At 73.5% G+C, this 20,802-nt stretch carries 14 protein-coding genes; 5 read left to right on the top strand and 9 right to left on the bottom strand.

The window, feature by feature from the left end:
* The first annotated feature begins 137 nt into the window (after positions 1-137).
* Both IE274_RS10575 and IE274_RS10570 read left to right on the top strand, forming a co-directional pair.
* Positions 138-1,847 (top strand): AMP-binding protein, encoded by a 1,710-nt coding sequence (locus IE274_RS10575; RefSeq protein ID WP_190115404.1) that lies wholly within the window; start codon positions 138-140, stop codon positions 1,845-1,847.
* 9 nt (positions 1,848-1,856) lie between these two features.
* Positions 1,857-2,756, top strand: coding sequence for a PaaX family transcriptional regulator (locus IE274_RS10570; protein WP_190115403.1), 900 nt, complete (start codon positions 1,857-1,859; stop codon positions 2,754-2,756).
* 264 nt (positions 2,757-3,020) lie between these two features.
* On the opposite strand, the gene IE274_RS10565 is transcribed toward IE274_RS10570, so the two are convergent.
* Together IE274_RS10565 and IE274_RS10560 are read right to left on the bottom strand one after the other, a co-directional pair.
* Positions 3,021-5,483 carry a bifunctional salicylyl-CoA 5-hydroxylase/oxidoreductase gene (locus tag IE274_RS10565; RefSeq protein ID WP_372447128.1) on the bottom strand — a complete coding sequence of 821 codons (2,463 nt, stop codon included), beginning with the start codon at positions 5,481-5,483 and terminating at the stop codon, positions 3,021-3,023.
* Positions 5,480-6,307: an enoyl-CoA hydratase family protein gene (locus IE274_RS10560; protein WP_190115401.1), complete on the bottom strand. Its 828-nt coding sequence runs from the start codon at positions 6,305-6,307 to the stop codon at positions 5,480-5,482. The genes IE274_RS10565 and IE274_RS10560 overlap by 4 nt, the downstream gene beginning before the upstream one ends.
* A gap of 373 nt (positions 6,308-6,680) precedes the next feature.
* Here IE274_RS10560 and IE274_RS10555 point away from each other — a divergent pair, with 373 nt between their 5' ends.
* Positions 6,681-7,133, top strand: coding sequence for an ATP-binding protein (locus IE274_RS10555; protein WP_372447141.1), 453 nt, complete (start codon positions 6,681-6,683; stop codon positions 7,131-7,133).
* A gap of 39 nt (positions 7,134-7,172) precedes the next feature.
* On the opposite strand, the gene argF is transcribed toward IE274_RS10555, so the two are convergent.
* The 6 genes from argF to IE274_RS10525 form a co-directional block, all read right to left on the bottom strand.
* Complete coding sequence (gene argF, locus IE274_RS10550) at positions 7,173-8,183, bottom strand: ornithine carbamoyltransferase (protein ID WP_190115399.1); 1,011 nt, start codon at positions 8,181-8,183, stop codon at positions 7,173-7,175.
* 170 nt (positions 8,184-8,353) lie between these two features.
* On the bottom strand, positions 8,354-9,580 hold the full coding sequence (locus IE274_RS10545; RefSeq protein WP_190115398.1) for an arginine deiminase: 1,227 nt from the start codon (positions 9,578-9,580) through the stop codon (positions 8,354-8,356).
* Between the two features lie 102 nt (positions 9,581-9,682).
* On the bottom strand, positions 9,683-12,511 hold the full coding sequence (locus IE274_RS10540; RefSeq protein WP_229909446.1) for a polynucleotide kinase-phosphatase: 2,829 nt from the start codon (positions 12,509-12,511) through the stop codon (positions 9,683-9,685).
* Positions 12,508-14,025, bottom strand: coding sequence for a 3' terminal RNA ribose 2'-O-methyltransferase Hen1 (locus IE274_RS10535; RefSeq protein WP_190115397.1), 1,518 nt, complete (start codon positions 14,023-14,025; stop codon positions 12,508-12,510). Before IE274_RS10535 ends, IE274_RS10540 begins: the two co-directional genes overlap by 4 nt.
* Positions 14,026-14,372: 347 nt before the next feature.
* Entirely contained in the window at positions 14,373-15,377 is a 1,005-nt protein-coding gene (locus IE274_RS10530) for a 2-dehydropantoate 2-reductase (RefSeq protein ID WP_190115396.1), read from the bottom strand.
* A 234-nt stretch (positions 15,378-15,611) separates the two neighbouring features.
* Entirely contained in the window at positions 15,612-17,936 is a 2,325-nt protein-coding gene (locus IE274_RS10525) for an MMPL family transporter (protein WP_190115395.1), read from the bottom strand.
* 326 nt (positions 17,937-18,262) lie between these two features.
* Between IE274_RS10525 and IE274_RS10520 the strand changes: the two genes are divergently transcribed.
* Positions 18,263-19,495, top strand: coding sequence for a sensor histidine kinase (locus tag IE274_RS10520; protein ID WP_190115394.1), 1,233 nt, complete (start codon positions 18,263-18,265; stop codon positions 19,493-19,495).
* A gap of 120 nt (positions 19,496-19,615) precedes the next feature.
* Here IE274_RS10520 and IE274_RS10515 read toward each other — a convergent pair whose 3' ends face one another.
* The gene (locus IE274_RS10515; RefSeq protein ID WP_190115393.1) at positions 19,616-20,290 is read right to left on the bottom strand and encodes a response regulator; all 675 of its coding nucleotides are present in this window, start codon (positions 20,288-20,290) and stop codon (positions 19,616-19,618) included.
* A 160-nt stretch (positions 20,291-20,450) separates the two neighbouring features.
* Here IE274_RS10515 and IE274_RS10510 point away from each other — a divergent pair, with 160 nt between their 5' ends.
* Positions 20,451-20,753 (top strand): hypothetical protein, encoded by a 303-nt coding sequence (locus tag IE274_RS10510; RefSeq protein WP_229909445.1) that lies wholly within the window; start codon positions 20,451-20,453, stop codon positions 20,751-20,753.
* Positions 20,754-20,802: the final 49 nt, after the last annotated feature.

Genomic DNA, 20,802 nt, shown 5'->3' with positions numbered 1-20,802 from the left:
CTCTCCCCTCGCGCGCCCGCTCCCTCGCGTTGATCGCGCCCTCGCGTTTATCGCGCACCGTTGACTGTCGTCACCATCACGATACGCTCGTCTGGCTGGCGCACCACTACGCCCGACCGGCAAAGGGGCGAGGCACCATGGAGACATCCGGCCACGTCGACACCTTCGCGCGGGACCACCTGCCGCCCCGCGAGCAGTGGCCCGCGCTGGTCCGCGACCGGCCCGAGCTGCACTATCCGGACCGCCTGAACTGCGGCACCGAGCTGCTCGACCGCTCGGCCGAGCGGTACGGCACGGAGCGGCCCGCGTTCCGTACGGCCGACGGCGCCGTCTGGACGTACGGGCAGCTGCGGGAGCAGGTCGACCGGATCGCGCACGTCCTCACCGACGAGTTGGGCGTGGTCCCCGGCAACCGCGTGCTGCTGCGCGGCGCCACCACGCCGCGGCTCGCCGCGTGCTGGCTCGCGGTGATGAAGGCGGGCGGGGTCGCGGTGACCGTCCTCGCCCAGCAGCGCACCCAGGAGCTGGCCACGATCTGCGAGATCGCGCAGGTCTCGCACGCCCTGTGCGACATCCGCGCGGTCGACGACCTGACCAAGGCCGGGGTCCCCGGCCTGCGCGTCACGACGTACGGCAGCGCGGGCCCCGACGACCTCCTCGCCCGCGCGGCGGCCCGCCCCCCGGCCGCGTACACCACCGTGGACACCGCCGCCGACGACGTGGCCCTCATCGCCTTCACGTCCGGCACCACGGGCCGCCCCAAGGGCTGCATGCACTTTCACCGGGACGTGCTCGCGATCGCGGACACCTTCGCCCGCCACGTCCTCAAGGCCCGCCCCGACGACGTCTTCGCGGGCAGCCCCCCGCTGGGCTTCACCTTCGGCCTCGGCGGCCTGGTCGTCTTCCCGCTCCGCGCGGGGGCGTCGTCCCTGCTCCTGGAACAGGCGGGCCCGAAGCAGCTCCTGCCCGCGATCGCGGAGCACGGGGTGACGGTGCTGTTCACGGCGCCCACGGCGTACCGGGCGATGCTGGACGCGCTCGCGGAGCCACCGCCGGACGACCAGGCCGAGTCACCCTCGCAAGAGGCGTCCCCCACCACCGCCTCACCCACCGCCACCGCCGCCCCCCTCTCCGCCCTCTCTCCCCTCCCCTCCCTCCGCCGCTGTGTCTCCGCGGGCGAGAACCTCCCGGCTGCGACCTGGCAGGCGTGGTACGAACGCACGGGCCTGCGCATCATCAACGGCATCGGCGCGACGGAACTCCTGCACATCTTCATCTCCGCCGCCGACGAGGCGATCCGCCCCGGCACCACGGGCCTGCCCGTGCCCGGTTGGCACGCGCGCGTGGTGGACGAGGCAGGCGTGCCGGTGCCGGACGGCGAACCAGGGCTGCTCGCGGTGCGCGGCCCGGTCGGCTGCCGCTATCTGGCCGACCCCCGCCAGCGGGAGTACGTACGCCATGGCTGGAACGTCACGGGCGACACGTACGTCCGCGACAGCGACGGCTACTTCCGGTACGTCGCGCGCGCGGACGACATGATCATTTCGGCCGGGTTCAACATCGCGGGCCCGGAGGTCGAGGAGGCGCTGCTGCGCCACCCGGACGTGGTGGAGACGGCGGTCGTGGGCCGCCCCGACGAGCGGCGCGGGCAGGTGGTCGTGGCGTACGTGGTGCTGCGCGCGGGCGCGGCGGCGGACGCGGAGCGGCTGCGGGAGTTCGTGAAGGCGGAGCTGGTGCCGTACAAGTGCCCCCGGGAGGTGGTGTTCCTGGAGACGCTGCCGCGCACGGCGACGGGAAAGCTCCAGCGCTTCCGCCTCCGCGAGCCCGGCCCCGCGTCCGGGGCCTAGAGTGATCACGTGTCCGAGCAGCACACTCCCAGGTCTCTGATCGTCACGTTCTACGGGGCGTACGGCCGGGCTGCGCCCGGGGCGGCCGGAATCGGTGGGCCGGGGCCGTCCGGGCCGGGGTCCGCCCCGGACGACCGCTCGGCGCCCGGGCCGGTCGCGGTCGCCGAACTGGTCCGCCTCCTCGCCCCCGTTGGCGTCGACGCACCGTCCGTGCGGTCCTCCGTGTCCCGCCTGAAGCGGCGCGGCCTGCTGCTGCCCGCGCGCACGGCGACCGGGGGCGCGGGGTACGCGCTCTCCCCCGACGCCCGGCAGCTCCTGGAGGACGGCGACCGCCGCATCTACTGGCCGTGGGCCGACCGGCGCGCGGACGACGGCGGCTGGGTCCTGGCCGTGTTCTCCGTCCCGGAGGCCGAACGCAGCAAGCGGCACGTCCTGCGCTCGCGCCTCGCGGGCCTCGGCTTCGGCAGCGCGGCACCCGGCGTGTGGATCGCCCCGGCCCACCTCTACGAGGAGACCCGCCACACCCTCGAACGCCTCCACCTCGCCGCGTACGTGGACCTGTTCCGCGGCGAACACCTCGGCTTCACGCCGACGGCGGAGGCGGTGGCCCGCTGGTGGGACCTGACGTCCCTCGCCAAACAGCACGAGGCCTTCCTCGACCGCCACGAGCCTGTCCTGCGCACCTGGCAGTCCCGCGCCGCCACACCCCCCGAGGAGGCCTACCGCGACCACCTCCTCGCCCTGGACTCCTGGCGCCACCTCCCCTACGCCGATCCCGGGCTGCCCGCCGAGTTGCTGCCTTCGGAGTGGCCGGGGGTGCGGGCGGCGGAGGTGTTCCGGGGGTTGGACGAGCGCCTCGGGGAGGCGGGGCGGGGGTTCGTGTCGGGGTCGGGGTCGGGGTCGGGCTGAACGGCGGCCGCTGCGCGGGGCTTTCCCCAGTCCCGCCCCTTCCCGAAACCTGGGGCTGCGCCCCCGGACCCCCGCTTGTCGGCGCTCCGCGCCTCGTCCTCAATCTCCCCCAAGCTCTTAAGGAGCAGGGGGGACCCCCACGACGGGCTGAGAATGTGCGGGCAAGTTTTCAGCCCCTCCGGCGTTTGAGGAGCGGGGTCTGGGGCGGAGCCCCAGTTTCGGGAAAGGGGCGGACTTGGGGAAAGCCCCGCAGGGCCCCCAGCCTCAACCCCCCAACGACAACCGCGGCTTCGGCGCGTCCGTTCGCCCCGTCTGGGGGCGGCGACTGCCCGCGCGGTACTGGACGGGCCAGGACGCGCCGGGGCCCGTGTAGCCCTGTTCGGCGGCCGCGTGCAGCGTCCAGTGCGGGTCGTACAGGTGCGGGCGGGCCAGGGCGCACAGGTCGGTGCGGCCGGCGAGGAGGAGGGAGTTGACGTCGTCCCACGACGAGATGGCGCCGACGGCGATGACGGGGACGCCTGTCTCGTTGCGGATGCGGTCGGCGAAGGGGGTCTGGTAGGAGCGGCCGTAAGCGGGTCGTTCGTCGGAGACGACCTGGCCGGTGGAGACGTCGATGGCGTCGGCGCCGTGGGCGGCGAAGGCGCGGGCCACGGCGACCGCGTCGTCCGCGGTACTGCCGCCGTCGGCCCAGTCCGTGGCGGAGATGCGGACGGTCATCGGGCGGGGCGAGGGCCATACGTCGCGTACCGCGTCGAAGACTTCCAGGGGGAAGCGGAGGCGGCCCTCCAGGGAGCCGCCGTACGCGTCGGTGCGGTGGTTGGTGAGGGGGGAGAGGAAGCTGGAGAGCAAGTAGCCGTGGGCGCAGTGGAGTTCGAGGAGGTCGAAGCCGGCGGCGGCGGCGCGGCGGGCCGCGGACACGAAGGCGTCGCGGATGGCGGGGAGTTCGGCCGCGGCCAGGGCGTGCGGGGTGTGGCTTCCGGGGGTGTACGGGAGGGAGGACGGGGCCACGAGCGGCCAGTTGCCGGCGGGCAACGGCTCGTCCATGCCGTCCCACATCAGCTTCGTCGAGCCCTTGCGGCCGGAGTGGCCCAGTTGGACGCCGAGCGCGGTCGTGGGGGCCTGGGTGTGGGCGAAGTCGACGATCCGGGTCCAGGCGGCGGCCTGTTCGTCGGTGTAGAGGCCGGCGCAGCCCGGCGTGATGCGGCCGTGCTCGCTGACGCACACCATCTCGGTCATGACCAGGCCGGCCCCGCCGAGCGCCCGCGCGCCGAGGTGGACGAGGTGGAAGTCGCCGGGTACGCCGTCCTCGGCGGAGTACATGTCCATGGGGGACACGACGACGCGGTTGCGGAGTTCGAGGTCGCGGAGGCGGAACGGCGTGAACATCGGCGGGGTGCCGGGTGGGCAGCCGAAGTCCCGTTCGACGGCCTCGGTGAAGTGGGCGTCGCGCAGGCGCAGGTTGTCGTGCGTGACGCGGCGGCTGCGGGTGAGCAGGTTGAACGCGAACTGCCGCGGCGGCTGGTCGAGGTACGTCGGCAGCTCCTCGAACCACTGCAGGCTGGCGCGGGCGGCGCGCTGCGTGGACTCGACGACGGGTCGGCGCTCGGTCTCGTACGCGGCGAGGGCGGCGGGGATGTCGGGCTGCTCCTGGAGGCTGGCGGCGAGCGCGAGCGCGTCCTCGACGGCGAGCTTGGTGCCGGAGCCGATGGAGAAGTGCGCGGTGTGGGCGGCGTCGCCGAGGAGGACGGTGTTGCCGTGCGACCAGTGGGCGTTGACGACGGTGCGGAAGGTGAGCCAGGAGGAGTTGTTGGAGCGCAGGGCGCGGCCGCCGAGCGCGTCCGCGAAGAGTTTGGCGCAGCGTTCGACGGACGCGGGCGCGTCCAGGTCCGCGAACCCGGCGGCCTCCCACACCTCTTCGCGCATCTCGACGATGACGGTGGACGCGCCGGGGGCGGTGGCCGTCGCGGCCTGGTACGGGTAGCCGTGGAGCTGCATCACGCCGTGCTCGGTCTCGGCGATCTCGAAGCGGAACGCGTCGAAGGCGAAGTCGGCGGCGAGCCAGATGTAGCGGCAGCGGTGGCTGGTCAGGGTGGGGCGGAACGCCTCGGGGTGCGCCTCGCGGGTGAGGCTGTGCACGCCGTCCGCGGCGATCACGAGGTCGTACGCGGTGGCGAGTTCGGCGGCGGGCGGTGCTTCTGTTCGGAAGCGGAGGTCGACGCCGAGGTCGCGGCAGCGCTCGTGCAGGACCGCGAGCAGGGAGCGCCGCCCGAGCGCGGCGAAGCCGTGGCCGCCGGAGCTGTGCCGGGTGCCGCCGCGCACGATGTCGATGTCGTCCCAGCGTACGAACTCCGCCTGCAGCGCCGCGTACACGACCGGGTCGGCGTGCTCGATGCCGCCGAGCGTCTCGTCGGAGAGGACCACGCCGAAGCCGAAGGTGTCGTCGGGGGCGTTGCGTTCCCAGACGGTGACCTCGCGGTCGGGGTCGAGGCGCTTGAGGAGGGCGGCGGCGTAGAGGCCGCCGGGGCCGCCGCCGATCACCGCGATGCGGTGGGCCTCGCCGACCGGGGGGACGGGGGCCACCGGGTGCGTGGTGGGCGTGGACCCCCTGGCGGGGGCGGGCCGACCTTCCGGGGGTGGGCGTTTCCCCTCGGGTGGGACGGGCCTCCGCTGATCGCGCTGCGCGCTCGTCCTCAATCGCCGGACGGGCTCGTCCCCCGGCGCCGTCATCGGCCCTGCCACTTCGGCGCCCGCTTCTCCGTGAACGCCGCGTGGAACTCGGCGTAGTCCTCGCCGTTCATCAGCAGCGCCTGCGTCGCCGCGTCCATCTCGACGGCCGCGGCGAGCGGCATGTCGAGTTCGGCGGTGAGCAGGGCCTTCGTCTGGGCGTACGCGAGGGCGGGGCCCTCGGCCAGGCGGCGGGCCAGGGCCGCGGCGGCCTCCCCCGCCCTGCCCTCGTCCGTCAGTTCGCTGAGGAGGCCGATGCGCTCGGCCTCGGGGGCGCGCACCGGCTCGCCCAGCATCAGCAGGCGCGTGGCGTGGCCGAGGCCGACGACGCGCGGCAGCAGGTACGCCGCGCCCATGTCGCCGCCGGACAGCCCCACCTTGGTGAACAGGAACGCGAACCGCGCCGACGGGTCGGCCACCCGGAAGTCCGCGGCGAGCGCCAGCACCGCGCCCGCACCCGCGGCCACCCCGTGCACCGCGGCGACCACCGGGAACGGGCATTCGCGCAGGGCCCGTACCACCTGGCCGGTCATGCGGTTGAAGTCGAGGAGCTGCGCGGTGTCCATGGCGAGCGTCGCGCCGATGATCTCGTCCACGTCCCCGCCGGAGCAGAAGCCGCGGCCCTCGCCGCCGAGGACGAGGGCCCGCACGGACCGCTCCCGGGACAGCTCGGCGAGCAGGTCGCGCAGGTCGGCGTAGGCGCCGAAGGTGAGGGCGTTCAGCTTGTCGGGGCGGGCGAGCGTGACGGTGGCGACGCCGTCGTCGACGGTCAGGCGCAGATGTTCCCACTCGGGGGTGCGGGCGGTGGAACCGGTGAAGGGACTCATGAGGTGCGGCCTCCTCGGTCGGGGGCGGCGGGGGCCGGTGCGCGGGCCTTGGCCGGGGCGGGGTCGGACGCGCCGGGGCGCGGTCTCGCTCCCTCTCGAAGTTATCACTCGTCCATGACTGTCGTCACGAGTGCGCGATATGTGGGGACGGGGGCGCACCTCGGGGCCGCCCGCCCCGACCTCAGGGGCGGTCGCCCCCGGCCCGCAGGGGCAGCCTTCCCCGGCCCTGCGGCCGGTCATCCCCGGTCGCAGAGGCGTAAGTCCCGCAATGTCCCGGCATCGGACCGCAAACCGGCCGACGGTCGCCCCTGTCGCCACTCGGCTTAGGATTCGTACGGTTGACAGCAGGACCGCACAGGACCCCCTGCTCGGGATCACCTGCTCGCCGAACGGACCCGCCTTGCCCGAACCGCACGCTCCCGCCTCCTGGCGCATCGGACTGCCGCACACCGTGGCGGCCGTGCCGATCGCGCGCGCCCTGGTCCGTACGGCCCTCGTCGACATCGGCTCCACCGCGGACACCGACACCGCGGAGCTGCTCACCGCCGAGCTGGTCGCCAACGCCGTGGAGCACGCCCCGGGGCACGACCCGATAGAGCTGGTCATCGAGCTGCTGCCGACCAGCTGCCAGGTCGAGGTGCGCGACTCCAGCCCGATCCCGCCGGGCGACCTCACCGACCCGTCGCCGGACGACGAGCCCGACCCCTGGCAGGAGCACGGCCGCGGCCTGCTCCTCATCCGCACCCTCAGCTCGTCCTGCGGCCACCGGCCCACGGAGTCCGGCAAGGCCGTGTGGTTCACGCTGCGGGCCCCGGCCGACCACTAGGGCCTGTCCGGCGGGCCCCAGGTCCCGGCGCCACCCGCCTCAGGCGAGCGTCGCCACCAGCACCGCCTTGATCGTGTGCATCCGGTTCTCCGCCTCGTCGAAGACGACCGAGTGCGCCGACTCGAAGACCTCGTCCGTGACCTCCAGCGAGTCCCGCCCGTGCCGCTCGGCCACCTCGCGCCCGACCTGTGTGGCCAGGTCGTGGAAGGCGGGCAGGCAGTGCAGGAACTTCACGCCGGCGTTGCCGGTGGCGCGCAGGACGTCCATCGTGACCGCGTACGGAGCGAGGGCGGTGATGCGCTCGTCCCAGACCTCGGCGGGCTCCCCCATCGACACCCACACGTCGGTGGCGACGAAGTCGGCGCCCGCGACGCCCTCGGTGACGTCCTCGGTGAGCGCGATCCGCGCGCCGGTGGACGCGGCGAGCTCCCGTGCCCGGGCGACGACGTCCGCCGCGGGCCAGTACGCCCGGGGCGCCACGATCCGTACGTCCATGCCGAGCAGGGCGCCGGTGACCAGGTAGGAGTTGCCCATGTTCAGGCGGGCGTCGCCGAGGTAGGCGAGGGTGACGCGGTCCAGGGGCTTGGCGCAGTGCTCGGTCATCGTGAGGACGTCGGCGAGCATCTGCGTGGGGTGCCAGGCGTCGGTCAGGCCGTTGTAGACGGGCACGCCCGCGTGTGCGGCCAGCGTCTCGACGGTGTCCTGGGCGTCGCCGCGGAACTGGATGGCGTCAAACATCCGGCCGAGGACGCGGGCGGTGTCCCGTACGGACTCCTTCTTGCCGATGTGCGCCCCGGAGGGGTCGATGTACGTCGTGGCGGCGCCCTGGTCGGCGGCGGCCACCTCGAAGGCGCAGCGGGTCCGGGTGGACGCCTTCTCGAAGATCAGCGCGATGTTCTTGCCGGACAGGCGCCGGGTCTCGGTCCCGGCCTTCTTGGCCGCCTTCAGTTCCGCGGCCAGGGCGAGCAGGCCGCGGAACTCGTCGGCGGTGAAGTCCAGCTCCTTGAGGAAGTGGCGGCCGGTGAGGTCGGTCGTGGCTGTCGTCGCCATGGGGCGCTCCTGGGGTACGCGATGCGTCGAGGCGGGCAGGGAACCCTTGAAAGTCTATACGATCTTTCACATTTATATGCAGGCCCCCGCGCCCGCCCTCCCCGCTCACCCTCCCCCGCCGCGCCCCCGTCAGCGACCTCGCCCCCGGCCCGCCGCTCCCCCGGCCGCGCCTAGCCCACCGGGTCCCGCCGCACCGGACAGCTCATGCAGCGCGGGCCGCCCCGGCCCCGGCCCAGCTCGCTGCCGGGGATCTCTATCACCTCGATGCCCTGCTTGCGCAGGTACGTGTTGGTGGTCGCGTTCCGCTCGTACGCCACCACGACGCCCGGCTCGACCGCGAGCACGTTGCAGCCGTCGTCCCACTGCTCCCGCTCGGCGGCGTGCACGTCCTGGGTGGCGGTGAGGACGCGGATGCCGCCGAGGCCGAGCGAGGCGGCGATGGCGCGGTGCATGTGCTCCGGCGGGTGGTCGGTGACCTTCAACTCGCGCTCGTCGACGCCCGGTTCGATGGTGTACGAGGGCAGCATGCCGAGGCCCGCGTACTGCGTGAACGTATCTCCGTCGACCATCGTCATGACCGTGTCCAGGTGCATGAAGGCCCGGCGCTTGGGCATGTCCAGGGCCACGATCGAGGTCGCGGAACCGGCGGCGAACAGCTTGTGCGCGAGCATCTCGACGGCCTGCGGCTTGGTGCGCTCGCTCATGCCGATCAGCACGGCGCCGTTGCCGAGGACCAGCACGTCGCCGCCCTCGATGGTGGACGGGTAGTCGGCCTGGCCCTGCGACCAGAGGTGGAAGCCCTGGTTGTGGAAGAGCGGGTGGTGCTGGTAGATCGCTTCGAAGTGGACGGTCTCGCGCTGCCGGGCGGGCCAGCGCATCGCGTTGATGGACACGCCGTCGTAGATCCAGGCGGAGGTGTCGCGGGTGAACAGGTGGTTGGGCAGCGGGCCGAGCAGGAAGTCGTCCATGTCCATGCAGTGGAAGCGCACGGACGTCGGCTCCGGGTGCCGCTCCAGATACTCCCGCTTGGTCATGCCGCCGATCAGGAACTCGGCGAGCTCCGCGGACGGCAGCGACTCGAAGCTCGCCCGCAGGTGGTCGGTGGCGAGCGGGCCGTACTCCTTCTCGTCGAAGACGCGGTCCAGGACGAGCAGCCGCGCGGCCGGCACGTCCAGCGCCTCGGTGAGCAGATCACCGAAGAGGTGGACCGTCACTCCCCGGTCGCGCAGCACGTCGGCGAAGCCGTCGTGTTCTTGTCTTGCCCGCCGCACCCACAGCACGTCGTCGAACAGCAACGCGTCCTTGTTGGTCGGCGTGAGGCGCTTCAGCTCCAGGTCCGGACGGTGCAGGATCACACTGCGCAAGCGCCCGGCCTCGGAGTCGACATGGAATCCCATGTCCCCATCCTCACCCCACCGGGGCCGCGTCACGCGCCCGACGGCGCGTTTTGGGCGTCCCGCCAGGCAGGACACGGACGCCCAAAACGCGACATTTGCGCCTCAGAGCCGCGGATCCACGGGCTCCGATTCCAGCGCGAGCACCGCGAACACCGCCTCGTGGACCCGCCACAGCGGCTCGCCCTCCGCGAGCCGGTCCAGGGCCTCCAGGCCGAGCGCGTACTCCCGGATCGCCAGCGAGCGCTTGTGGCCGAGGGTGCGGCCACGCAGCTTCTCCAGGTTCTCCGGCCGGGTGTACTCCGGGCCGTAGATGATCCGCAGGTACTCCCGGCCGCGGCACTTGATGCCGGGCTGCACCAGGCGCCCCTTGCCGTCGCGGACCAGCGCGCCGACCGGCTTGACGACCATGCCCTCGCCGCCGCGCCCGGTCATCTCCAGCCACCAGTCGACGCCCGCGCGCACCGACTCGGCGTCGCCGGTGTCGACGTACAGGCGCCGCGTGGTGCGCAGCAGGCCCGTGGTGTCGTGTTCCACCATGCGGTCGAGCAGGGCCAGTTGCCGGTCGTGGGGCAGACCGGCGAGGCTGCGGCCCTGGACGGCGAGGATCTGGAACGGCGCGAGGTGCACGCCGTCCAGGCCGTCGGTCGGCCAGCAGTAGCGGCGGTAGGCGTCGGTGAACGCGGCCGCGTCCGCGGCGCGTTCGCGCTGCTTGCCGAGCAGGCCCTGGACGTCCACGCCACGGGCGACGGCCGCCTCAAGAGCGGTGAGGGCGCCCGGGAAGACCGCGCCGGACGCGGCGCCCACGGCCGCGTACTGCGTGCGGAGCAGCCCCGACGCCTTCAGCGACCACGGCAGCAGCTCCGCGTCGAGCAGCAGCCAGTCCGTCTCCAGCTCCGCCCAGAGTCCGGCGGCGTCGGCGGCGTCCCGCACCCGGCCGAGCAGCGCCTCGGTGCGGTCGGGGTCGTTCAGGAACGGGCGGCCGGTACGGGTGACGAGCGCGCCCGTCGGCCCTCCCCCACTGCCTGAAACGGCGTGGGAGGTACCCCCTACGCCGAACCGCTCGCGCGCCACGTCCGCGTCCCGGCACACCAGGGCCACCGCGCGGGAGCCCATGTGCTTCTCCTCGCACACGACCCGGGCGACGCCGTCGGCCGCGTACTGCGCGAACGCGTCCTCCGGGTGCTCCAGATAGCCGTCCCGCCGGGAGGTGGCGGTGGGCGCCATCGTCGGCGGCAGGTACGGAAGGAGACGCGGGTCGACGGCGAAGCGGCTCATCACTTCGAGCGCGGCGGCGGCGTTCTCCTCGCGCACGGTGACGCGCCCCGCGTGCCGGGTCTCCACGGCACGGCGGCCGTGCACGTCACCGAGGTCGAGCGGACGGCCGTCGTGGCCGCCGGGCGCGTCGGTGCGCAGCGGGCGCGTCGGCTCGTACCAGACCCGCTCCGCCGGTACGTCGACCAGCTCGCGCTCCGGCCAGCGCAGCGCGGTGAGCTTGCCGCCGAACACCGCGCCGGTGTCCAGGCAGATGGTGTTGTTCAGCCAGGTCGCCGTCGGCACCGGGGTGTGGCCGTAGACCACGGCCGCCTTGCCCCGGTAGTCCTCCGCCCACGGGTAGCGCACGGGCAGGCCGAACTCGTCGGTCTCGCCGGTGGTGTCGCCGTACAGGGCGTGCGAGCGCACCCGGCCCGAGGTGCGGCCGTGGTACTTCTCCGGCAGGCCCGCGTGGCACACGACGAGGCGGCCGCCGTCGAGGACGTAGTGGCTGACGAGCCCGTCCACGAACGCCCGCACCCGGGGCCGGAAGTCCGGGTCCCGCGCGTCCTCCGCCGCCAGCTGCGCGATGGTCTCGGCGAGGCCGTGGGTGTGCTGGACGCCGCGGCCCTTCAGATACCGGCCGAGCTTGTTCTCGTGGTTGCCCGGTACGCACAGGGCGGTGCCGTCGGCGACCATCCCCATGACGCGGCGGAGGACGCCCGGGCTGTCCGGGCCGCGGTCGACGAGGTCGCCGACGAACACGGCGGTGCGGCCCTCCGGGTGCGCCCCGTCGACGTAACCGAGCCTGCCGAGCAGGGTCTCCAGCTCGTTCGCGCAGCCGTGGATGTCGCCGATGATGTCGAACGGTCCGGTCAGGTGCGTGAGGTCGTTGAAGCGCCGCTCGGTGACGACCTCGGCGCTCTCGACCTCCGCCACGCCCCGCAGGACATGCACCTTGCGGAAGCCCTCGCGCTCCAAGTGCTTGAGCGAGCGCCGCAGTTCGCGCTGGTGGCGCTGGATGACCCGGCGCGGCATCCCGGCCCGGTCGGCCCGCGCGGCATTGCGCGCGGCGCACACGTCCTCGGGCACGTCGAGGACCACGGCGATGGGCAGCACGTCGTGCCGTCTGGCCAGCTCGACCAGCTGCTTGCGGCTGTCGGACTGCACGCTGGTCGCGTCGACGACGGTACGGCGCCCGGCCGCGAGCCGCTTGCCCGCGATGTAGTGCAGCACGTCGAAGGCGTCGCCGCTCGCGCCCTGGTCGTTCTCGTCGTCGGCGACGAGGCCCCGGCAGAAGTCGCTGGACAGCACCTCGGTCGGCTTGAAGTGGCGGCGGGCGAAGGTGGACTTGCCCGCGCCGGAGGCGCCGATGAGGACGACGAGGGAGAGGTCGGTGACGGGGAGGCGGCGGGGGGCCGCCGCGGGGGCTTCGGGCGCGCAGGGGGTGGCGGCTTCACGGGCCGGGGCTGCGGGGGCCTCGCGGGCCGGGGCCGTAGCAGCTTCGCGAGCGGGGTCCACGGCGCTCTCGCGAGCCGGGTCCGTGGCGGCCTCGCGGGCCGGGTCCACGGTGGTCTCGCGGGCCGGGTCCACGGTGGTCTCGCGGGTGGCGCGGTCGCCGGGCCGCGGTGCTCGGTCCGAGCCCTCGGCCGAGGTGGCCCCGCTGTTCAGGTTCGTCATGCCGCCTTCACTCCCTTCCCGTTGCCGGTCCCGCTGCCGGTGCCGCCCTCGGCGACGCCGTCCGTCCTCGTGAACACCGCCATCTGCGTCGGCGGTCCCACCTCGGGGTCGTCGGGGCCGACGGCGACGAACTCCACCCCGTACCCGTGCTGTCGGGCGACCCCGTCCGCCCACTGCCCGAACTCCGCGCGGGTCCACTCGAAGCGGTGGTCGCCGTGCCGGGCGTGGCCGGCGGGGAGCGACTCCCAGCGGACGTTGTACTCGACGTTCGGCGTGGTCACGAGCACGGTGCGGGGGCGGGCCGAGCCGAACACCGCGTACGCGAGCGCCGAGAGCCGCTCCGGGTCGACGTGCTCGACGACCTCGCAGAGCACCGCCGCGTCGTACCCCTTGAGGCGCTTGTCGGTGTACGCGAGCGAGCCCTGGAGGAGCGTCACGCGCTCCGCCTGCCGCTCGCCCATGCGGTCCAGCTTGAGCCGCCGGGACGCGACGGTGAGCGCGCGCATCGACACGTCGACGCCCACGATCTCCGTGTACCGCACGTCCTTGAGCAGCGCCTTGATCAACTCGCCCTGGCCGCAGCCGAGGTCGAGTACCCGGGCGGCGCCCGCCGCGCCGAGGGCGTCGAGGATCGCCTCGCGGCGCTGCGCGGCGAGCGGCGCGGGCCTGTCCTCCGCGTCCGGCCCCTCGTCGGTGACGGCGTTGTCGATCTCCTCGACGGCCGTGTCGTCGGCGTCGGCGAGCCGTGCCAGTTCGAGTCGCTCCATGGCCTCGCGGGTCAGCGACCAGCGGCGGGCCAGATAGCGGTTGGTGATCAGCTTCTGCTCGGGGTGGTCGGCGAGCCAGCCGTCCCCGGCGCGCAGCAGCTTGTCGACCTCGTCGGCGGAGACCCAGTAGTGCTTGGCGTCGTCGAGCACCGGAAGTAGCACGTACAGGTGGCGCAGCGCCTCACCGAGGGTCAGCCTGCCGTCCGGCACCTCGAGGACGAGGCGTACGTACCGCGAGTCGCCCCACTCCGGGAAGCGCTCGTCCAGCGGCACCGGATCGGCGCTCACCGTCCAGCCCAGCGGCTCGAACAGCGCCCGGACCAGGACCGCCCCGCCGCGCGCGGGCAGCGCGGGCACCTCCACGCGCAGCGGCAGCGGCTGCGCCGCCCGCTCCGGCAGGGCCTTGCACACGCCGCGCACGGCGCTGGAGAACACGTTGCTCAGGGCGACGGCGAACAGCGAGGAGGCGGCGTACGGACGGTCGTTCACGTACTGCGCGAGCGCCGCGTCCGCCGCGCCGCCCCGGCCCTTGGTGGCGCCCCTGACGCGCCGCGCCAGCGTCACCGGGTCCACTTCCAGCAGGAGCGCGGCCGTGCAGCGCTCCGCGGTCGCCTCGGGGTAGAAGACGTGCGCCTGCCCGTAGGACGTGGTGAACGCCTGCGCCTTGCCGGGATGCTTGTGCAGCAGGAACCCGAGGTCGGTCGCGGGGCGTTCCGGTGTACCGGTGGTGCTGATCGTCAAGAACATGGGTATGCCTCGATAAGCAATCTGAGCCGTGGACTCGATGGGCCGTCTGGGCCATGGATGCGTGCTGGGCTGTCTGTCGCTCGGCGCGTCGGCCCGACCGTTCCCTCGTCGGCCGACCGTCCCTGCGCGAAGGGGTGGCAGATCACGCCCCTGCGGGCCTGGCACGCGTCTTTCGCCGCGGCCCCGGCCTGCTCCTCAACCCCCCGTATCTGTCGCGTGCGCCGCGGCGCACGACCTCTCGCCGCGCACCACCCTCTTCCCGGCGCACCTGCACAAACGTACAGCGAAGCCCCCGGACGCACGCGCGAATTACCGCTCGGCCCGGGCCCGGTTCGGCGCGCCGGGCCTCAACGTGCCGCGCGCAGCTCGGCGTACAGCTCGGGTCCCGTCCACGTACGCGGCACGGACTCCGCCTCGTGCACCAGAGCGGCCAGGCGGGCGTTCGCGGGGGCGCGCTGTCCGTGTGCGGCGGCGAGGTCGACGATCTCGCCCTGCAGGGAGTCGACCTCCGTGGGGCGGCCGCAGCGCAGGTCCTCCCACATCGAGGAGCGCGCGTGGGCGTCGGTCCGCAGGGACGCCGCCGCCACCCGGCGGAAGACGGCGTCGGGGAGCCCGAGGACGAACGGGACGGCGCCGGGCGCGATGGGGCCGAGGCGGGCGGGCGCGACCCCGGCGGCGCGGTAGGCGGCGAGGGCCTCGCGCTGGCACAGGGCGAGGCAGCCGCGGTAGGCCCGCAGGCCGAGCTGGTCGCGCAGCGGCAGGCCGGACAGGGCGTTGACCGCGTTGTTGAGGTTCATCAGGAGCTTGGAGTGCTGCACTTCGGACATGTCGGTGCGCGCCTCGATGGCCAGGCCCGCCGCGTGGCAGGCGGCGAGGAGCGTGTCGTCGGGCTCGGCCATGAGCAGGCCCGGCATGCCCTGGTGCACGGTGCCCGGCTCGGACCGCAGCACGTTGTACGGCACCATCCCGGCAAGCACGGTGTGGCCGGGGAGTGCGGCCCGCAGGGTGGCGGGGTTGCGCAGCCCGTTCTGGAAGCTCACCACGACGGCACCGGGGTCGAGATGGGCGGCGAGGTCCCTGGCGGCGGCCTCGGTGTCGGCGCTCTTCACGGTGACCAGCACATGGTCGGCGCCCGCTGCCGCTTCGGGCCCGGTGGCCAGCGTCAACCGGTCCGGCGTGAGGTGCACGGGCGGGCGGGTGGAGCTGCTGAGGGTGAGTCCCCGCTCGGCCAGGGTTTCCATCGCGGCCGTCCGGCCGATGAAGGTCACGTCGTGCCCGGCGGCGACGAGGTGGCCGCCGAGGTGACAGCCGATGCTGCCGGCACCGAGGACGGCGAAGCGGGGACTGGGCATGGGCGGCTCCTGGGGCGGGGTGCGGCGCGGCGGGCAGGGGCGGGGCGGGCGCGTCGGGTCAGGCAGGGACAGCCTGGACCAGGGACGCACGGGCTGACCAGCCCTCGGCTCCTGCCGCTCACGCGCACCTCGCGCCCTGCTGCGCCCCGGCGAGGGGGTACCGGGCCCGGCACGACTCGCCCCGCCCCGCCCCGGCGAGGGGGTGGCGCCGGGGCAGGCACCACCCCCTGCCGCTCAGCTCCGTCCGCTGTAGTCGTGCGCGGGCCGGTGACCCGGCCGCTCCGGCTGCTCCGACTGGGGCGGTGCGGGCTCGGCGCGCGCCAGCTTCTCCCCCTCGATGTCGACATGGGGCAGGATCCGGTCGAGCCACCCGGGCAGGGACCAGGCGCGCTTGCCGAGGAGGGCGAGAGCGGCGGGCACGATCGTCATGCGGACGACGAACGCGTCGAAGGCGACGGCGACCGCGAGGCCGAAGCCCAGTGCCTTGATCATGGCGTCCTCGGAGCCGATGAACCCGGCGAAGACCGTGATCATGATGAGGGCCGCGACGGTGACGACGGTCGCGCTGTGCCGGAACCCCTCCGCCACCGCCGTCCGCGCGTCGGCGCCGTGGACGTACGCCTCCCGCATGCGGGTCACCAGGAACACCTGGTAGTCCATGGCCAGGCCGAACACGATGCCGACCATCAGGATGGGCATGAGGCTCATGAGGGGGCCGGTCTGCTCCAGGCCGATCAGGTCCTTCAGCCAGCCCCACTGGAAGACCGCGACGATCGCGCCCAACGAGGCGAGGACGGAGAGCAGGAAGCCCAGGGCGGCCTTGAGGGGCACCAGGATCGAGCGGAACACCAGGATCAGGACGAGGACGGCGAGACCGACGACGAGCGCGAGGTAGGGCACGATCGCCTTGCTGAACTTGTCGGAGACGTCGATGTTGAGGGCCGTCGTGCCGGTCACCAGGGCGCGGGCGCCCGTGTCCGCCCCGGTGCGGTCGGCCAGGGAGCGGATGTCGCCGACGAGTTCCTTGGTGGCGTCACTGCCCGGCGCGCTCTTGGGGACGACCGTGAAGAGTGCGGTGTCGCCCGCCTTGTTGAAGACGGCCGGGGTCACGGCGGTCACATCGCGCAGTTCCTTCAGGGACTTTCCCAACGCCGCCGCCCCGGTGCGGGTCACGGCGGGATCCTGGTTGTCGACGGTCACCGTGAGCGGGCCGTTGAAGCCGGGGCCGAACGACTGCGACAGCATGTCGTACGCCTTGCGCTGGGTGGAGGAGGCGGTCTTGGAGCCGTCGTCCGGCAGCCCGAGTTCGAGCTTCGTGGCGGGCAGGGCGATCACGCCGAGGGCGAGTACCGCAAGGACCAGGACCTTCGCGGGCTTGCGCAGCACGAACGCGATCCAGCGCTGCGCCAGCCCCGTCCTGGCGGGCCCCGCCGGGGTGGGACGAGTGGCGGACGCCTCGGCCGGGCGGGTGGCGGACGCCTCCGCAGGGCCCGTGGCGGACGCCTCGGCGCGGCCGGGGAAGAAGCGGCGGGTGAATCGCTTGCGGCCCCTGCCGACCACGCGTTCACCGGCGAAGCCGAGCAGCGCGGGCATCAGCGTGACGGCGACGAGCACGGCGACGGCGACCGCCCCGGCGGCGGCCAGGCCCATCGCGGTCAGGATGGACAGGTTCACCACGGCCAGACCCGCGAGAGCGATCACGACCGTGAGGCCGGCGAAGACGACGGCCGATCCGGCGGTGCCGTTGGCGCGGGCGGCGGCTTCCTCGGCGTCGTAGCCGTCGGCGCGTTCGGAGCGGTAGCGGGACACGATGAACAGGGCGTAGTCGATGCCGACGGCGATCCCGAGCATCGTGGCCAGGACCGAGGCGTTGCTGTTGAGGTCGAACGGCCCGCTGAGCGCCGTGATGGCGGTCATGCTCACGGCCACCCCGACCAGCGCGGTCACCAGCGGAAGCCCGGCGGCGACCAGGGAGCCGAAGGTGATGAGGAGGATGACGGCGGCCAGGGCGAAGCCGATGACCTCCGCGCTGTGGCTCTCCTCGGGGGGCTGCAGCGCGTTCCCGGACGCCTCTACCGTCAGACCCTGGTCGCGGCCCGACTCCAACGCCTTGTCGAGGCCCGAGTGATCACGGTCCGTCAGGTCCACGTCCGGCACGCTGTACGTGACCTGGGAGTAGGCGGTGCTGCCGTTCGCGCTGACCGCCTTCGCCGCGAAGGGGTCGCTGACCTTGGCGATGTGCGCGGAGGACTTCTTCACCTCGGCGAGCGTCGCCTTGAGTGCCGCTCTGTTGTCGGCGCTGCCGATCTTCTCCCCGCCGGGGGCCCGCAGGACGACGCGGGCGGAGGCGCCATCGGCGTTGGCGGCCGGGAACTGCTTCTCCAGCAGGTCGTTGGCTCGCTGTGCCTCCGTGCCGGGGAGGGTGACGTTGGACGTCTGCGGGCCCGAGCCGTTGGCGGCGCCGACGCCCACGGCACCGAGGACGAGCGCCCAGAGGAGGACGACCAGCCAGCGTCGCCTGAAGGCGGTCCGGCCGATGCGGTGCAGGAAGGTGGCCATGAGGGGGTGCGATCACTCTCTGTCTGTCGGTGCGAGCAGGCGGGGCCCGGCCACGGGTGCGGCCGGCCTTGGCCCGGCCGCTGACGGCCCGGGGCCCGGCTGCTGGGTCGCGGCGGGCCGATGTGGTCACAGCGGCCGTGCGTTGCCCCCGGTCGCGGGACGTGCGGGGCGGCGGCCGGGCCCCGGGGGTAGGTCACCGGCCGCCGTGGTCACCAGGGTTCCGCCGGACGGGGGCTCGTTCCGTCGGCCGTGCGGACCCTTCCCGCACCTGCCTGTCGGTCATTCGGCCGACACGGGCCTCCGCTTCCGCTCCTACGCTGATCGGCGTGGACTGGAAACTCCCCCTCAACCCGGCCGCCGACGGCAGGCTCCTCAGGATCAGCAGCCTGACCGCGTTCACGCTGATCCTGGTCGGGGACTTCGCCGCCGCGCGGATCGCCGACCCCGATCCGTTCCAGGCGCCGACGGCATGGCTGCCCGTGGTCGTCACCGGGCCGCTGATCGGCCTCGCCGTCCTCGGCCTGCCGCGCTCGTTCGCCCTGGGCCGACGCGTCATCGGCGCCGTGACGATCTCCCTCACCCTGACCGTGTGGACCCTGATCGACTCCTCCGGCCTGCAGTGGTGGGGGGCGCTGGAGACCTGCGGGCTGCTCTTCCTCACCATCCGCGCCACGGCCCACGCCTGGCGTCCGGCGCGCGCGATCGCGGCCACCGTCGCCCTGTGCGTCACCGTCCTGATGCTGCCGCTGCGCAGTGGTTCCTGGTCCGCCTTCGTCGCGGGCGGCTACATCCTGACCGTGGCCCTGGCCATCTGCGTCGCCACCGGCTGTGGCCTGCGCGCCCTGGAGCTGCGCAGGGAACGGGCCGTGCACGACGTGCGCCAGACGGAACGCCTTGCCCTGGCCCGGGACCTGCACGACCTGATCGCCCATCACATGACGGGCATCATCGTCCAGGCCAATGCCGCCGTGACCATCCAGGGCACCGCGCCCGACCAGGTGGATCCCCTGCTGCGCAACATCGCCCGGTCCGGCACGGAGACGCTGGAGTCGATGCGCCGCCTGGTGGGCGTCCTGCGGGAGGACAACCATGCCGCGCTGCGCCCCGGCGATCTGCTCACCGAGCTGGCCGACCTCGTCTCCGCCCACTGCGCCCACGCGACCGCCGACGGCGACACGCCCGCCCGGCTCGACGTCACGGCGGCCGCCCGCACCGCCCGCCTCGGCCCCGAAGTCGAGATCTCGGTGCAGCGGCTGGTCCAGGAAGCCCTCACCAACGTCCGTCGGCACGCCCCGGGCGCCCGCGCCACGGTCCGCCTCGACGCGGACCCCGCCTGGCTACGGGTGACGGTCACCAACACCACGGCCCCGCACCGGGCCACCACCCCGGCGGGTGGACGCGGCGGCTTCGGCCTGCTCGGGCTGCGCGAACGCGTCGAGGCCCTGGACGGGACGCTGCGCACCGGCGCGCTCCCCCAGGGCGGCTGGCAGGTCGAGGCCGCCTTCCCACTGGCGACGTCCGCCGCCGACGCCCTCCAGGACCACGGGCCGGGACGCTGAGGGGCCGGGGGCGCCGAGAGGGGCGGGGAGCCGCTGAGGGGCGGAGAACCGCTGAGGGGCGGGGAATCACTGAGGGGACGGGAGCCCCTTAAGAGATGGGAGCCCCTGACGGCCCGGGAGTCAACGCGCCGGGTGCGCGACGCCGTGCTCCCAGGCCCACGCCGCGACCTCCACCCGGTTACGGGCCGCCAGCTTGGCCTGGATCCGCGCCAGATACGTCTTCACCGTCGACAACGACAGGAACAGCTCGTCGCAGATCTCCTGATTCGTACGCCCCACCGCGACCAGCCGCACGATGTCCAGCTCCCGCTCACTGAGCCCGGCGGCCCCCGCGTTCCCGGACGCCGCGCCCCGCTCCGACTCCTCAAGACGCCGCAGCAGGCGCACCGTCACCGCCGGTGACACCAGGGCATCCCCACGGGACGCGGCCTGCACCGCCTCCACGAGCAGCCCCGGTGAGGCGTCCTTCAGGAGGAACCCGCACGCCCCGTTCCGCAGCCCGGTCCGCACGTAGTCGTCCTGGTCGAACGTGGTGATCAGCACCACGTTCAGCGGATCGGTCACGCCCGGCCCGGCCAACTGCCGCACCACTTCAAGACCATCCAGGCGCGGCATGCGGATGTCGGCGAGCACCACATCCGGGCGCAGCCGACGCGCCATGTCGATGCACTCCACCCCGTCGGCCGCCGCACCGACCACGGTGATGCCCGGCTGGGCCCCCAGAATCAGGCTGAATCCGGTGCGCACCAGCTCCTGATCGTCGGCGATCACCACATCGATCCGTGTCTCGGCCACCGTCCGTTCCTACCACAGTGATCCGTGGCCCCGGCCCGACGGCCGCCCCGCCCCCGGCTCCGGGGGGCCCGGCCCCACCCTTAGAATGATCATGAACACGCTTCGCCGTGTCCGCACCACGTTTCGTTCGCCCGACAGGGCATCTCTGGGGGAGACTTCCTTGAAGCTCACTGTGTCGCGCCGCGCCGTGACCACGTCCATCGCGGCCGCGTTCCTCGTCGGCGGCCTCGCCACCGCCGCACCCGCCTCCGCCGCCGGCAGCTACAGCTGCGGCAACTGGAAGATGAAGGTCAACACCTGGTCCGCCTCCTGCAAGGTGAAGAGTGGCCAGGCCCGCGCCGTCACCGACTGCAGCAACGGCAAGACCATCTACGGCAAGTGGGTGGGCCGTGGCCAGTGGCGGTTCGGCGGTGACTGCGGCAAGTACTTCATCGTCGCCCACACCACCCAGGGCCGTGGCTAGCAGCACCGAGCAGTGACCAGCGGTAGCTGACGCGAGGGCCCGCCGAGTC

The sequence above is a fragment of the Streptomyces flavofungini genome (genome assembly GCF_014650815.1).
GTDB lineage: Bacteria > Actinomycetota > Actinomycetes > Streptomycetales > Streptomycetaceae > Streptomyces > Streptomyces flavofungini.
The sequence above is the reverse complement of the archived record's forward strand: the minus strand, read 5'-3'. Positions and strand labels throughout refer to the sequence as shown.

Bases quoted from the DNA above. Each gene is read 5' to 3' on its own strand.
- IE274_RS10560 (WP_190115401.1), bottom strand. From the start codon at position 6,307: ATGAGTCCCTTCACCGGTTCCACCGCCCGCACCCCCGAGTGGGAACAT.
- IE274_RS10565 (WP_372447128.1), bottom strand. From the start codon at position 5,483: ATGACGGCGCCGGGGGACGAGCCCGTCCGGCGATTGAGGACGAGCGCG.
- IE274_RS10530 (WP_190115396.1), bottom strand. From the start codon at position 15,377: ATGCCCAGTCCCCGCTTCGCCGTCCTCGGTGCCGGCAGCATCGGCTGT.
- IE274_RS10535 (WP_190115397.1), bottom strand. From the start codon at position 14,025: ATGTTCTTGACGATCAGCACCACCGGTACACCGGAACGCCCCGCGACC.
- IE274_RS10545 (WP_190115398.1), bottom strand. From the start codon at position 9,580: ATGGGATTCCATGTCGACTCCGAGGCCGGGCGCTTGCGCAGTGTGATC.
- IE274_RS10540 (WP_229909446.1), bottom strand. From the start codon at position 12,511: ATGACGAACCTGAACAGCGGGGCCACCTCGGCCGAGGGCTCGGACCGA.
- IE274_RS10525 (WP_190115395.1), bottom strand. From the start codon at position 17,936: ATGGCCACCTTCCTGCACCGCATCGGCCGGACCGCCTTCAGGCGACGC.
- argF (WP_190115399.1), bottom strand. From the start codon at position 8,183: ATGGCGACGACAGCCACGACCGACCTCACCGGCCGCCACTTCCTCAAG.
- IE274_RS10575 (WP_190115404.1), top strand. From the start codon at position 138: ATGGAGACATCCGGCCACGTCGACACCTTCGCGCGGGACCACCTGCCG.